Annotated in this window: 13 protein-coding genes; 3 read left to right on the forward strand and 10 right to left on the reverse strand. The window is 63.6% G+C overall.

Annotation, left to right across the window (positions count from 1 at the left end):
• Positions 1-61 precede the first annotated feature (61 nt).
• From panB to ENE74_RS02585, 10 genes are all read right to left on the reverse strand, one after another.
• Positions 62-934, reverse strand: coding sequence for a 3-methyl-2-oxobutanoate hydroxymethyltransferase (gene panB, locus ENE74_RS02540; protein WP_127689056.1), 873 nt, complete (start codon positions 932-934; stop codon positions 62-64).
• 200 nt (positions 935-1,134) lie between these two features.
• The gene (locus tag ENE74_RS02545; protein WP_127689057.1) at positions 1,135-1,686 is read right to left on the reverse strand and encodes a hypothetical protein; all 552 of its coding nucleotides are present in this window, start codon (positions 1,684-1,686) and stop codon (positions 1,135-1,137) included.
• A 105-nt stretch (positions 1,687-1,791) separates the two neighbouring features.
• Positions 1,792-4,242 (reverse strand): TonB-dependent receptor, encoded by a 2,451-nt coding sequence (locus ENE74_RS02550; protein ID WP_127689058.1) that lies wholly within the window; start codon positions 4,240-4,242, stop codon positions 1,792-1,794.
• Positions 4,243-4,334: 92 nt separating this feature from the next.
• Complete coding sequence (locus ENE74_RS02555; RefSeq protein WP_241241784.1) at positions 4,335-4,538, reverse strand: YezD family protein; 204 nt, start codon at positions 4,536-4,538, stop codon at positions 4,335-4,337.
• Positions 4,539-4,766: 228 nt separating this feature from the next.
• The gene (locus ENE74_RS02560; RefSeq protein WP_127689060.1) at positions 4,767-5,462 is read right to left on the reverse strand and encodes an RBBP9/YdeN family alpha/beta hydrolase; all 696 of its coding nucleotides are present in this window, start codon (positions 5,460-5,462) and stop codon (positions 4,767-4,769) included.
• 181 nt (positions 5,463-5,643) lie between these two features.
• Entirely contained in the window at positions 5,644-6,063 is a 420-nt protein-coding gene (locus ENE74_RS02565; protein WP_127689061.1) for an RrF2 family transcriptional regulator, read from the reverse strand.
• A gap of 56 nt (positions 6,064-6,119) precedes the next feature.
• On the reverse strand, positions 6,120-7,142 hold the full coding sequence (locus ENE74_RS02570; protein WP_127689062.1) for a glycerophosphodiester phosphodiesterase: 1,023 nt from the start codon (positions 7,140-7,142) through the stop codon (positions 6,120-6,122).
• Positions 7,143-7,306: 164 nt separating this feature from the next.
• Positions 7,307-7,657, reverse strand: coding sequence for an ArsC family reductase (locus ENE74_RS02575; RefSeq protein ID WP_127689063.1), 351 nt, complete (start codon positions 7,655-7,657; stop codon positions 7,307-7,309).
• Between the two features lie 28 nt (positions 7,658-7,685).
• Positions 7,686-8,615 carry a cobalamin-binding protein gene (locus ENE74_RS02580; RefSeq protein WP_127689064.1) on the reverse strand — a complete coding sequence of 310 codons (930 nt, stop codon included), beginning with the start codon at positions 8,613-8,615 and terminating at the stop codon, positions 7,686-7,688.
• Positions 8,612-8,998 (reverse strand): RidA family protein, encoded by a 387-nt coding sequence (locus ENE74_RS02585; RefSeq protein WP_127689065.1) that lies wholly within the window; start codon positions 8,996-8,998, stop codon positions 8,612-8,614. Before ENE74_RS02585 ends, ENE74_RS02580 begins: the two co-directional genes overlap by 4 nt.
• Before the next feature lie 430 nt (positions 8,999-9,428).
• On the opposite strand from ENE74_RS02585, the gene ENE74_RS02590 reads away from it, so the two are divergent.
• From ENE74_RS02590 to ENE74_RS02600, 3 genes are read left to right on the forward strand one after another with little or no spacing between them, the layout of a single operon-like run.
• Positions 9,429-11,738, forward strand: coding sequence for a TonB-dependent receptor (locus ENE74_RS02590; RefSeq protein ID WP_127689066.1), 2,310 nt, complete (start codon positions 9,429-9,431; stop codon positions 11,736-11,738).
• 30 nt (positions 11,739-11,768) lie between these two features.
• A complete protein-coding gene (locus tag ENE74_RS02595; protein WP_127689067.1) occupies positions 11,769-13,409 on the forward strand; it encodes an alkaline phosphatase D family protein in 1,641 nt (546 codons plus the stop codon).
• 38 nt (positions 13,410-13,447) lie between these two features.
• A complete protein-coding gene (locus tag ENE74_RS02600; RefSeq protein ID WP_127689068.1) occupies positions 13,448-13,825 on the forward strand; it encodes a PilZ domain-containing protein in 378 nt (125 codons plus the stop codon).
• The last annotated feature ends 42 nt before the right edge of the window (positions 13,826-13,867 follow it).

Here is a 13,867-nt window from a genome sequence, read left to right on the forward strand (position 1 = left end):
TGACGGCAAAAAAAGGGGGGAATTGGCCGCGGACCTTAGCGATCCCGGCCCTGTACGCAACTTACTTTTTCGGCCGATACACCTGGTCCTCGGTCGGAAAGGCGCGCGCCCGGACATCGGCGGCATAGCGCGCCGCCGCGCCTGCTATCGTGTCGGCGATCGCCTCGTACCGTTTGACGAACCGGGGCACCCGGTCGAACATGCCCAGCATATCCTCGCTCACCAGCACCTGTCCGTCGCAATGGGCCGACGCGCCGATGCCGATGACGGGAATATCGATGCTGTCGGTGACGGCAACGGCAAGATCCTCCATCACCCCTTCCAGCACCACGGCAAAGGCACCCGCCTGCGCGATCGCATGGGCATCGGCCAGAATCTTTGCGTGCTCCGCATCGCTTCTGCCCCGCGCGCCATAGCCACCCAGCGCATTCACGGCCTGCGGCGTCAGGCCCACATGCGCCATTACCGGAATGCCCCGCTGACTGAGGAACGCGATGGTCTCCGCCATCGCCTGCCCGCCTTCCAGCTTGACCGCGGCGGCCCCGGTTTCGGCGAGCACCCGGCTGGCGCTGGCGAAGGCGGCGGCGGGTGAAGCCTCATAGCTGCCGAAGGGCATATCGACGATGACCAGGCTGTGATAGCTGCCGCGCACCACCGCCGCGCCGTGCGCGATCATCATGTCGAGCGTGACGCCCAGCGTCGAAGGCAGGCCGTAGATCACCTGCCCCAGCGAATCGCCGACGAGCAGCATGTCGCAATGCGGATCGAGCAGTTGCGCCTGTCGCGCGGTGTAGGCCGTCAGCATCACCAGCGGGTCTGCCGTCCGGCGGCCGGACTTGCGCTGCTGAATGGCCGGCACGGTCAGCCGCTTCATTGGCGCAGGCGTGGGATTGGCACGGCTGGTGGAGGTGTCGAGCGTGAACGTGGTGGACATGGCCGTTCCCTACCCCACCCCCGGACGCGGCGCAAACGGGGTAAGGAATATGCCTAATTCTGATCCTCCCCTGGAAGGGGAGGTGGCTGGCGTAGCCAGACGGAGGGGTGTCCACCTATCGCGAGCGAGACACCCCTCCGTCATCGCTTCGCGCTGACACCTCCCCTGCCAGGGGAGGATCGTCTGAAATGGTATTACGATCAGTCGTCTTTCTTCACCGGCAGCAGTTCGGGCACTTCGGCCTGTGCCGCCTTGGTGGGTGCGGCGGGGGCGGCGCACCCCTTGGCGAGGCCCATGCCTTTCAGAAAGCCGCGCCGCACCGATCCGGCATAGACGGCGGCTTCCACGCGGCGCTGCTGCTTGTCCGCACCGGTGATGACGCGCACGAGGCCAAGGCCCGGCAGGATCGCCTTGACGACTTCGCCCGCCGCCGTCGCGGCCATCGCCGCGCCCTCGCCATCCTTGTTGCTGGCCGAATCGACGTCGCGGCCCAGCGCCGTTTCCAGCTTCACCACTTCGGCGCGAATCTGTTTGCACGTCTTGACCCCGCGCGTGCTGTAGGGCGCGCTGGCTGCAAGTTGCAGGATTTCGGGAATCTTGTCGTCCTTGATCCGGGTGTCGCGCAACGGCTGGGTGACGGCGCGCTCGATCCGGTCCTGCTCCTGCGCGACGGCAGGTGTCGCAGCGATGGACGTTACAGCGATCGAAAGGGCCAGCGATACGCCGACGCCCGAACGGAACAGAGTTTTCATGATGGCCTCCCTCACTTTCTTTTCTGAAGATAGTTACGGGAGGGTAACGCGGGAACCGTCAATCGGCTCCCGCGTCGGTATGATATTGTATCGGAAGTCAGCGCATCAGAAATTGCTCTTGATCGTCAGGCCATAAGTGCGCGGATCACCCGGCTGCCCCGCGACCAGGCCGACATTGCTCGGTGCGGTCTGGAGCAGTTCGAAATAGTTGACGTCGAAGGCATTACGCACCCAGCCGAACACGTCGATATCGCCGCCCCGAAAACCCAGCCGGAAGTTGGTGAGCGCATAGCCCTTGATCCAGGTATAGTCCGAAGGCGACGGATTGGACGAAAAGCGCGAGCGATAATTGCCATCGACGCCCAGATACACTTGCCCGTCCTTGCCCAGCAAAGTGGCTGGAGTGTTCGCTTCCGCGCCGTAAGACAGCGAAACTTTCGACACGCCGGGCAGACGCTGACCGGAAATATCGCAGTTCGCCGGGCTGAACGACGGTGAAGCCGTAGTCCCGGGCCGACCGGCGGGGCTGGCCGGATTGGCGGCCGTCGCGGTGGTGCCCCCCGACAGTTCGGGCGGGCAAGGCGCGTCGACGAACTCCTTATATTTCGCATCGGTATAGGCACCGTTGACATAGGCCGTGAACCGATCGGTCGGGCGGATTGAGAAATCCGCTTCGAAACCCTGCGATCGCACCTTGCCCGCATTGGCAAGATAGCCGCGCAACACGCCCAACTGACCGTTGGTCACGGTCGCCTGATAATCTTTGATATCGGTGCGGAAAGCGGACAGGTTGAAGGTCGCCCTGCGATCCCACAATTGCGTCTTGAGACCGACTTCGAAATGATTGACCGATTCGGGCTTGATAACGCCGGCGGACGTGATCGGATTGCCCGCCGCATCGGTAGGCAGGCCGTTCTGGTTGATCCCCACCGTCTTGAAGCTCTTCGCATAGGTCGCATAGGCGAGCACGTCCTGCGCCAGCTTGTAGCTGAGCGTCAGATCATAAGTGAAGTTCCAGTCGCTGACGGACGGCGCGCTCGTTTGCGGCTGATAAATGCCGCACTGCGCCGCGCCAACGGGATTGGTGGTTGCCGACTGGGGGCATGTCAGGACTGCGCCAGACCCGGTGGTGACGACCCGCTGATAAAAGCCGGACTTCTTGTCATAGTTGATGCGCGCACCGGGCTGGATCGTGAAGGCGTCCGTCAGTTTCCAGCTTACCTGACCGAACACGGCGGCGCTGGTGCTCTTCAACGATTGTATGTTGGATGCGGTCAGGCCGTTCAGTACGCTGGGATCGTTCGCCAGCGCGCCGGTGAGATTCCAGCGACTGGCATTGACACCCTGTTGCTCCACACCCTGGGTATCGATCCGCTGCTTGAAACCGAAGGCCCCTAGTACGAAATCGATATCTCGCCCCGAATAATTATAGCGCAGTTCCTGGCTATACTGGTCCTGCTGCGAAGGATTTTGTGATCTGGAGACGATCGACAAGCCGGTAAAGTCGCGGTCGTTCTCCGGCTTCCAGTCCCAGAAGCGCCATGCGGTAACAGAGGTAAGCGTACCGGGGCCAAGGTCCCACTCCGCTTTCAGCGATGCCCCGCCGATCTTGTTACCGGCGCGCAGACTGGCGTCGATGTCGGTCAGGCGGTCGAAGGGATTGCGGCTGACGACCGTATAGTTCTGCGCCGCGGCGAGTGCGTCATACTGTCGGCTGAGCAGGCGTTGGGTGGCCCCCACGCGCACGAACACGGTGCCGCAGCATTCCGGCTCCTGACGGCTGTAATCGCCGGTCAAGATGATGCTCAGATCCTCGTTCGGCTTGAACAGCAATGTCCCGCGGATGCCCAGATTGTCCTGTTCGTTGATGTAGCGGTCGCTCGTCACGTTGAAGATGGTGCCCCGGCGGCTGGTCGCGGCGATGGCGATGCGCGCCGCGATCTTGTCCGTCAGCGGACCGGAAATCACGCCCTTCGCTTGCCGGAACTCCAGATTGCCGACCGTAAGTTCGGCGCGTCCTTCGAAATCGAACGTCGGCTGGTTGGTCGTGATATTGATCGCGCCCGCCGTGGTGTTCTTGCCATAGAGCGTACCTTGCGGACCGCGCAGCACTTCGACTTGCGAGACATCGAGGAAATCGAAGACCGCAGCGGCGACACGCGCATTGTAGACATCATCGACATAGATGCCGACGCCCTGCTCGAAACCGTCGCTGGTCAGGCCGAACGGCACGCCAAGCCCGCGAATGTTGACAGATGTGTTGCGCGGATTGGAGGAATAGACCTGCAATGTCGGCGCGAGTTGCTGAAGCTTGTTGATGTTGAAATTGCCGGTGGCTTCGATGCTGTCGCCCTTGATGACCGAAATCGCCAGCGGCACGCTTTGGGCGGTTTCCACACGGCGGCGCGCCGTCACGACGATCGCGGATACGCTCGATGGCCCATCGGATTCCGCCTGATCGGCCGGTATGGGTGGAGCCGCTTCCTGGGCTTGTGCGGCAGGCACCGCAAAGGTGGCGCTCGCCGCCGTGGCGAGCAACAAGTGGCGTACAGTCATGAAAGTCCCCTGTAATGGTCCGTTGACGGGTCTTGCTTGTTGCGCTTCCGGCGGTCCGGTCGTCGCATTCAGGCTTTGATTTTTGTCGGTAATCAGGCGTTGAAGCGGGTCTTCTCCGTAACGTCGATCTGCACCACCCGCGCATCGTGCACGGTCAGCAGAATCGACCCGAAGCGCAGGCCTTCCAGCGCGGCACGGATGGTCGCCACGCTGCGCTCTATATCGATGCGGATCGGCGCGCCGGCGGCTTTTGCGGTTGGCGCGATGAAACGTTCAGGTTCTTCGTTGCTCATCATGTCCCTCTGTCGTTCTTCATATCTCAATTTATTCGATAGACAAAAAAGCAAAGTTCGCAGGCTGCGAAGATAAACTTCGTGCGCTCAGGACCGGTCGACATTCAGAGGATGACGTGCCGAAAATAGTGGTTTTTCGTGACCCGGAGCGCAGCGTACTAAAAGTACGTGAGCACCGGAAGCACGGAAAACCGCCATTTGCAGGCCGTAAGGACGGAATGTCGATCGGTCCTAGCGAAACAGGCCGTGCGGCGGATGGTGCGGCGTGGAGGGGACGGTCAGGGCCGGGCCGCCGCGTTGCTGGCCAAGCGGCCCATGATCGTCGGCCAGCGCGATCAGCCGGTCCAGCAGGGCCTGTCCGAACCGCCATTCGCCAAGGCCGCTTTGCGCGTTGATATGCCCGCTATGGCCGGCATCGATAATCTGGCTGCCCCAGTTCTTGCCGATGCTGTGCGCCCGCTCGTAGAAGATGTAAGGATCATTGCGACTGGCGACGAGGATCGAGGGAAAAGGCAGGGCGCTGCGCGGCACCGGCGCGAAGCCGCCGATCGTTTCGGGTGTTTCGGTCCGCTCGCAATCGGGCGGCGCAACCAGCAACGCGCCTGCCACCGGCCAGCCATAGGGCTGGCTCTGCAACGCGCCCCACCACGCCACGGCCAGGCACCCCAGGCTGTGCGCCGCCAGAATGATCGGCGCGCCATGGGCATGCGCCGTCTCGCGGATCGCGGTGTCGAGCCGGTTGACCCACGCGTTGCGACTGGGGCTGGACCAGCTTCCCAGATCGACACGGCGACAATCCCCGCGCCGCTCCTCCCAGATCGTCTGCCAGTGGCCCGGCCCGCTGTTGTTCAGGCCCGGCACCGTCAGCACCACGGGTTGCTGCGCGCGCCCGGCTGCGGCGCCGCCTGATAATCCGAATCGCTCCATATCGCTGCTCCTCGTGAGGGGAGCCTGCACCGTAATTCTATTATTATAGTAGACAATAGCCGAGCGATGAAATGTGGCGAAATCTTGGCGGGCGGAAAAGCGCACTCTCAAGGGCGGGGAAAAGCCACATTCTGCCTGTTGCCGACCGCCATTTCGCTGTGCGCGGGACGATAATCCGGCCTCAGATATCCAGCGAAACAGGCTCCGCCAGGCTGATGCTGTCGAGCACGCGCGCCGTTTCATCCCGTACGCGCAGCATGATGCGATGCAGGCGGCATTCGGATTCGGGCAGGCAGTTGGTGCAGCTCTCATGCGCGAAGCGGCTGGCGCAGGGCGTGAGCGCCAGCGATCCGCGTGTCAGCCGCACGATGTCGCCATAGCTGATGTCGATGGGCGAGAGGGCCAGCCAATAGCCGCCGTCGCGGCCGCGCTGGGTATCGACCAGCCCCTCGCGCGACAGTTCGGAAAGGATGACGGTCAGAAACTTGGCAGGGATTTTCTGCGTCTCGGCGATGTCGGTCAGCGGCACCGGCCCTTCACCATGATGATCCGCCAGATGCTGGAGCGCGCGGATGGCATAACGGGTCTTCTGCGAAAGCATAACCCTTCCATCGGCGCATATGCCCGCAATTTCAAGTACTCTGGCAGAGATAGCGATCAGGGTTGCAGGATCGCGCGCGCCATGCCCGGAAAATCGGTGAAAACGCCATCGACGCCGGTAGCGATCAGCAGCCGCAGCGCCGCCGCATAATCGCCATGCGCGGCGGGATTGTCCCCCCGGCGCAAGGCGGGTGGCAGGAACATGTTCTCGGCGCGCAACGTCCACATATGCACCTGCAATCCCGCGCCATGCGCCTGCGCGACAAAGCCGGTGTCAAGACCGTCCGGCCCCACGATCAGCGTGCCTTCGGCGCCGATGGCATCGGCGTAGGTCGCGATATCGCGCATGCCCGCGTCAGTCAGCATGTCGGCATAAGTGACGCCGGACAGGTCGGGCGGTCCATATTCGCGGGCGACAAGCTGAACGAGCCGCAGCCGCGTCTTGCCGCGCAACGCCTTCAGATTGCCGACCTCGAACGACTGGATGAAGACCGGATCGTCCGCCGCGCCATAGCCGAAACGGTCCAGCAACGCGAGCAGGGGTGCTTCGTGCGGAAGCCCGATCGAGGCGAAATAGCTGGGGTGCTTGGTTTCGGGATAGATGCCGATGCGCCGCCGCGTCTCGGCTTCCTTCGCCTTGACGAGCGTCAGCACTTCCTCGAATGTTGGCACCTGATAGAGGCCATCGAACCGGCGGTTGGCGGAGCGCACCTCGGCCAGACGTTCGCGTGCGCGGAGCGTGCGCAGTTCGGCCAGCGTGAAATCCTCCGTGAACCATCCGGTCATCGCCTGCCCGTCGATCGTGCGCGTCGTCTTGCGATCGGCAAACTGCGGATGATCGGCGACATCGGTCGTGCCGCCGATCTCGTTCTCATGCCGCACGACCAGCACGCCGTCCTTGGTCAGGACCAGATCCGGCTCGATATAGTCCGCACCCTGATCGATCGCGCGTTCATAGGCCGCGAGCGTATGCTCGGGCCGCTCCCCGCTGGCGCCGCGATGGGCGATGATGATCGGTTGCGCCATGGCGGCTACGGGCATAGCGGCCAGCAGCAGTGCGGCAAACAGGGTTGTCAACATCGCGCTGGCTTAGGTGTGCTGCATGACAGCGGCGTGACGGCGCTATCCCCCAAAATCCCCGTTCGTCCCGGGCGAAGTCGAGGGACATGCCGCGCGCACTGCGCAAGCGTGTCTCGACTTCGCTCGACACGAACGGAAGGGAGGCATGGAAACGGCAACGCGTATTATCCGCCTAGCGCAGCGGCATAAGCATCCGGCTTGAATCCCACCAGCCGCCGGTCGCCAAGGTCCAGCACCGGGCGCTTTATCATTGAGGGGTTGGCGAGCATCAGCGCGATCGCCTTGTCCGCGTCGATCCCCTGCTTGTCCGCCTCCGGCAAGGCGCGGAAGGTCGTGCCTGCGCGGTTCAGGATGACCTCCCAGCCATGCTCCTCCACCCATCCGCGCAGCGTCGCCGCGTCGATGCCCGACGCCTTGTAGTCATGGAAATCATAAGCGACGCCATGCGTATCCAGCCACGTCCGCGCTTTCTTGATCGTATCGCAATTCTTGATGCCGTACATGGTGATCGTCACGCCCTGTCCTCCTGTCGATAACGGCCCGTCAGGGCTCCACCCGCTGCCACCCGACGCCCTCATGACCCCATGCACCGACGCCCGGATGCAGGATTTCGGCAATGATCTCGACCGATTCAACGAGGCGCGGGCCGGGGCGGTTGAAGAAATACTGGCCATCGGTAGCGTAGACTTTTCCGCTCCGCACCGCGCGCAACGCCTGCCATCGTGGATCGGCCGCGACGCCCGGCAATTCGGCCAGGGTTTGCGGAATGCGGAAGCCGCAGGGCATCAGGATGAGGACGTCGGGATCGGCGTCGGCAATCTGGTCCCAGCTGATCCACGGCGAATGCTGGCCGGGCGTCGCAAGCAGGCTTGTTCCCCCCGCCGCCTCGATCAGTTCGGGCACCCAGTTGCCCGCCACCATCGGTGGATCGAGCCATTCGATCGCGGCGACGCGCGGCCGGGGACGACCGGCGACAGCGGCGGAGACGGCGGCGATCCGCGCCTGCAACTGCGAGACCACATCGGCGGCATGATCCTGCGCCCCCAGCGCCGCGCCGACGCGCAGGAAATCGCCCCACACATCAGCCATGTCGTCCGGCGCTGTGCTTACCAGCACCGGCTGCTTGCCCGTCCACGCATCGAGCGCATCCTGAATATCCGCCGGCGTTACGGCGCAGACCGCACATTGCGTCTGCGTCAATATGACATCGGGCGCCAGCGCGCACAGTTTATCCCCGTCGACTTCATAGACCGACAGGCCGGAGGCCACGATTTCCTGCACCCGCTTTTCGATTTCGCCCGACGCCAGCCCCTTGGCGAGCTTGGAATTGGTGATGACGGGCAGCACCTCCACCCCGCGCGGCCAGTCGCATTCATGGCTGCGCCCGACCAGCGCATCGCCAAAGCCCAGAGCCACGGCAATCTCCGTCGCGCTGGGGAGCAGCGAAACGATACGGAGGTCAGAGGTGCTCATGCTTCGGCTCGTAGCGCGGTGACTTCAATCTCGATCTTCATTTCGGGCTTGATGAGGCCGCAGACGATGCAGGTCGCGGCCGGGCGGATCGCGCCGAACACGCTGCCGAGCACCGGGCCGATACTGTCCCAATAGGCCGCGTCGGTGATATAATAAGTGACGCGCACCACATCGCCGAAGCTGAACCCGCCTTCGCCCAGCGCCTTGCCGATCACCGCCAGCGCATTGCGCGCCTGGTCCGCCACATCCTCCGGCATGATGCGCGTATCGGGATCATAGCCGGTCGTCCCTGCGACGAAGCACCAGTCCCCCTGCACCAGCGCCCGCGAATAGCCGACCTGCGCCTCGAAAGGAGAACCGGAGGAGATAAGCGTGCGGGTCATGGGAATACCTTTGCTGAAGGAAAGATGCGGGGCCGTAACCGAGATCGGGCGAAGAGGTAAATGCAAAAAAGCCCTCTCCCCTTGAGGGAGAGGGTTGCGCAAACTTAGCCACGAAGTGGCTTATCCGTAGCTGGGTGAGGGGTATGCGCTCGCAGGGCGAGCGCGCGGACCTTTGGTCCGCTCACCCTCATCCAACGTCGCCTAATCCGCTCCGCTCATACGCCTGTCCTGAGCGCCTGCCACAGGCAGGCAGTCGAAGGGGCTTCGTATCCTTGTGCCTTCAACGGAGAAGGTCCGGGTCGATTTATGACAATCACATCTTCAATCCGTCGCCATCCTGTCATGGCTGCGTCGTCATCCCGTCACCTGCGCGGTGCAGCGGCTCTCCATCGATTCAGCAACGTCCTGAATCGCGATCAAGGGGAACATCATGAACCGTCGCCTCCGCTTGCTGGCCCTGTTGCTGTGCGGCACCGCCGCCACCCCGGTGCTTGCGCAGACAGCCCCGGCGCCTGCCGCCGATCCGGTCGAGGCAGCAACCGATCTAGGCGACACGATCATCGTGACGGCGCAGAAGATCGAGCAGCGTGCGGTTGACGTGCCGATCACCATTTCGGCCACCAGCGGCGCGCGGCTGAAGCAGCTGGGCGTTTCGGACCTTGATGAGCTGTCCAACTATATTCCCGGCCTCAACATTCAGGAACAGAGCGCCAACAACCCCGGTATCGTCATACGCGGCATCACATCGGACAGCGGCTCCGCGCAACAGGCGCCGCGCATCACCCTCTATTACAACGGCGTCGACATATCGCGCTCGCGCGGCTCCTATCAGGACATCTACGACGTGGAGCGGATCGAAGTCATCAAGGGACCGCAGGCGACCTTGTTCGGCACCGCGTCCGCCGTCGGCGCGATCAGCATCATTTCCGCGCGGCCCAAGCCCGGCCTGTCGGGCGAAGCCTATGGCAGCTACGGCAATTATGACGCGACCGTCCTGGGCGGTTTCCTCAATGTCGGGTCGGACAAGATCGCCGCCCGCGTCGCCTTCGCATGGAAAAAGCGCGACGGCTATGTCACCAATCTCGCCCCCAATCAGGATGATCTCTATCGGCAGGATCAGTTGGGCATCCGCGGGTCGCTGCGCTTCACGCCAAGCGAGCGGTTCACCGCCGACCTGATCCTGACCTACGACCGGCAGCGCAATTCCGGTACGCCTTTCATTTCGCGCGTGTTGCCGACGACGGCAGGTCCGGGCAATCCCTTCGGCGTCGCACATCTGGGCGGATCGCCGGTGTCGGCCGCTGTACTCGGCGCGGAAAAGCTGGGCCTCAACCGCGACGTCTACGATGCGAACCTGACGTTCAGCTGGGACATCGCCGACGACTGGACGCTGACGATGGTCAACGGCTACCGCGATTTCAACAGCAACGAAGTGTTCGACGCCGACGGATCGGCCGCGTGGTATCTGGAGTTTGCGGAGGAAGCCGTTGGCTGGCAGGCAAGCCACGAAACGCGTTTCGCCTATAATTCGGAAAGCTTCCGCGGCTCCTTCGGCTGGAATCTGTTCCGCGAGGACAGCTTCCAGCGTGTACCCTTCTCGACCGAGGAAGGCACCTATCTGCAGTGCGCGGCGCGGCTGGTGCCTGGCCTGGCCTGCATCAACAGCGCAGGCGTGGTGACGGCGTCGCAGGCGACCGCCATCCTGACGCGCGGCGCGGCGACGACGATCCCCTACAGCTCGACCTTCGAAAATCAGGGCAAGAACGACAGCTATTCGATGTTCGCGGACGGCACCTGGATCGCGTCGCCATCGCTTGAACTGACGGCGGGTATCCGCGCGCTGATCGAAAAGCGGCGTTCGGGCTTCATCGCCCGCGCGCCCAATTCGGTGATTACCGGCGCGCCGCTTATCCCGGGGCAGATCGACACCGGCGGACGGACATTCCGCAACGAAGACAGCTTTCAGGCCTTTCTGCCGCGCTTCAACGTCCTGTATCGTTTCGCGCCCGGCGTGAACGGCTTTGCCACCGTATCGAAGGGCCGCCGCTCGCCCACCGTCAATCTGGGCGCCGCGCGCGTCAATGGGGTGGTCGTCGCCAATAGCCAGGCGGTGCCGGAAGAAAATGTGTGGAACTATGAAGTCGGCCTGAAAGCGGCGACCGGCATCTTTTCCGGCTCGCTCGGCGTCTATTACCAGACTTACGACAATTTCCAGGTAACGGTGACTGAAAACGCCGTGACCCGCACCGTCAGCGCCGGGTCCGCCAGCAATCTGGGTGTCGAGGCCGAAGTGCAGGTGCAGCCGACCTCGTGGCTCAATATCTTCGCCAATGTCGGCTACATCGACGGCGGCATCGACGACAAGGCAGAAAACGGCAATTTCACGGGTGACAAGTTCCGCCTGCAACCCGAAGTCCAGGGCGCGGCGGGCTTTACCATCGATGCGCCGATCGGCAACGGCGCCCGCATCTTCGCAACGCCCAGCGTCACCTATCGCAGCCGCATCTTCTTCGAAGTGCCCAACAACCCGCTCATCAGCCAGAAGGCAGTGACGCTGGTCAACCTGCGCGCCGGGGTCGCCTTTGCCGATGACCGGATCGAGATTGCCGGATTCGCCCGCAACCTGACCAATCAGGATTATCTGCTCGACGCAGGCAACACCGGCGGCAGCTTCGGCATCCCGACCTTCATTCCGGGCGAGCCGCGCTTTTACGGCGTGCAGATAACGGGCCGTTTCTGATCTAACACCCTATAGCCGGAGGACCATGCCATGACCTTCCCGATCGATCGCCGCCTGCTTATCAAGGGCAGCATATTTGGCCTGGGCGCGCTCGCCATTCCGGGTGCGGCGGCCGCACTGGCCGGTAAAGGCTTTACCCATGGCGTCGCCAGCGGAGAGCCTTCGGCCGGCTCGGTGCTGCTGTGGACACGTTTCGTCGCCGCGAATGACACGACCTTGCGCTGCGAAGTCGCCGCCGACAGCCGCTTTGCCAACGTCGCGGGCGGCGGCGAGGTTACCGCGCGGGGCGAAGCGGATCATACCGCCAAGATTACCGTTGCGGGTCTCAAGCCCGGTACCGTCTATTACTATCGCTTCGTCGCCCCGGATGGCAGCATGAGCCCGGTCGGCCGCACAAAGACCCTGCCCCAGGGCGATGTGGCGCGCTTCGGCATCGCGCTCTTTTCCTGTTCCAACCTGCCGTTCGGCTGGTTCACGGCCTATGGCCATGCGGCGCAGCGGCAGGATATCGATCTGGTCGTCCATTGCGGCGACTACCTCTACGAATATCCCGTCGGCACCTATCCCAGCGCGAAGGAGGCCCTGCCCGGCCGGCTGATCCAGCCAACGAACGAAATGGTCACGCTGGCGGACTATCGCCTGCGCCATGCCTGCTACCGGCTCGATCCCGACCTTCAGGCCCTGCATGCGATGTTCCCGATGATCGCGCAGTGGGACGATCACGAACTGGCGAACGATGCATGGACCGACGGCGCGGAAAATCACCAGCCGGAGACCGAAGGCGACTGGGCAACGCGCAAGGCCGTCGCCGAGCGTGTCTATCGCGAATGGATGCCGGTGTCCGAGGCCCCCTACAGCGCCTATGAAATCGGCTCGCTGGCGACGCTGTTCCGCCCGGAAACGCGCATAACCGGGCGCAGCAAGCAGCTCGAACTGGCCGAGGCACTGGCCGGGCGCGGCGACCTTGGCAAGGCGCTGATGGAGTTTCGCGACGGGCCGTGGAGCGCGAAGGACCGCAGCCTGATGGGTGAACGCCAAGAAAAATGGCTGTACGACGGTCTTGCCGCCTCCACCCGCAAGGGCACCGCGTGGCAGATCGTCGCGCAGCAGCTTGTGATGGGCAACGGCCGCTTCCCGTCGCAGGCCGCGGATTGGGTGCCCGCATCGGCCCCGGACTATATCCGCCAGCGCACGATGGCCGGCGTCGCCGCATCGAAAGCTGGCCTGCCGTTCAATCTCGATGCGTGGGACGGCTATCCCGCCGCACGCACCCGCCTTTACGAAGCCGCACTGACGGCAGACGCGAATATGGTTGTGCTGTCGGGCGACAGCCACAATGCCTGGGGCTATGATCTGGGCGATCGCGGCAGCAACGGCAAGCGCGTGGCCGCAGGTGTCGAGTTTGCCGGGCACAGCGTCACCTCACCCGGCTTCGAAAGCTATGTGCCGCAGGTGGCCCCGGCCGATGTCGCCGCCGCCCTGCGGCAGACCAACCCCGATCTGATATTCAGCGACACCAGCCGTCGCGGCTATGTCTCGCTCGACATCACACCGCAGCAGGTCAGCGGCGCCTGGCATTTCATGCGCGATATCCGCAGCCGCACGAACGAGGTGGCCGAGACCAAGACCATGCGGGTGCGCAAGGGCATGCGGACGCTCGAAAGCGTCTGATCGATCCGTCGACGGACTGATAACGAATCTGAAACGACATGCGGTTTATGATGCTGGCCGAGCGGGAGAGCGTCATGGCCGGTATGGCAGGACACAGGAACAGCATGCGGACGGCGAGCGGAGGCATCCGTCTCGCCGAACGCCGCCTGCTGCGCCGGTCCAAGATCTTCACGCCGGTCACGTTGAACGACGGGGAGCGCGACATGCGCGCGCATCTGCTCGACATCGGCACCGGCGGCGCGCTGTGCTTTACCGAAACGGCATTGCGGCGCGGCGCGATCGTCGATGTCGCATGGCAGGGCGCGCAATGGGCGGCGGAAGTCGTCTGGATCCGCAATCGCCGGTTCGGCCTGCGCTTTTTGTCGCCGCTGTGCGCCGCAACCGTCCAGAGTGTCATCGTCACACCCACCGCCTGACCCCACGTTTATTCCCGCCAGGGAAATGATCGGGCTGTAACT

It is taken from the genome of Sphingobium algorifonticola, assembly GCF_004005485.1.
Classification (GTDB): domain Bacteria; phylum Pseudomonadota; class Alphaproteobacteria; order Sphingomonadales; family Sphingomonadaceae; genus Sphingobium; species Sphingobium algorifonticola.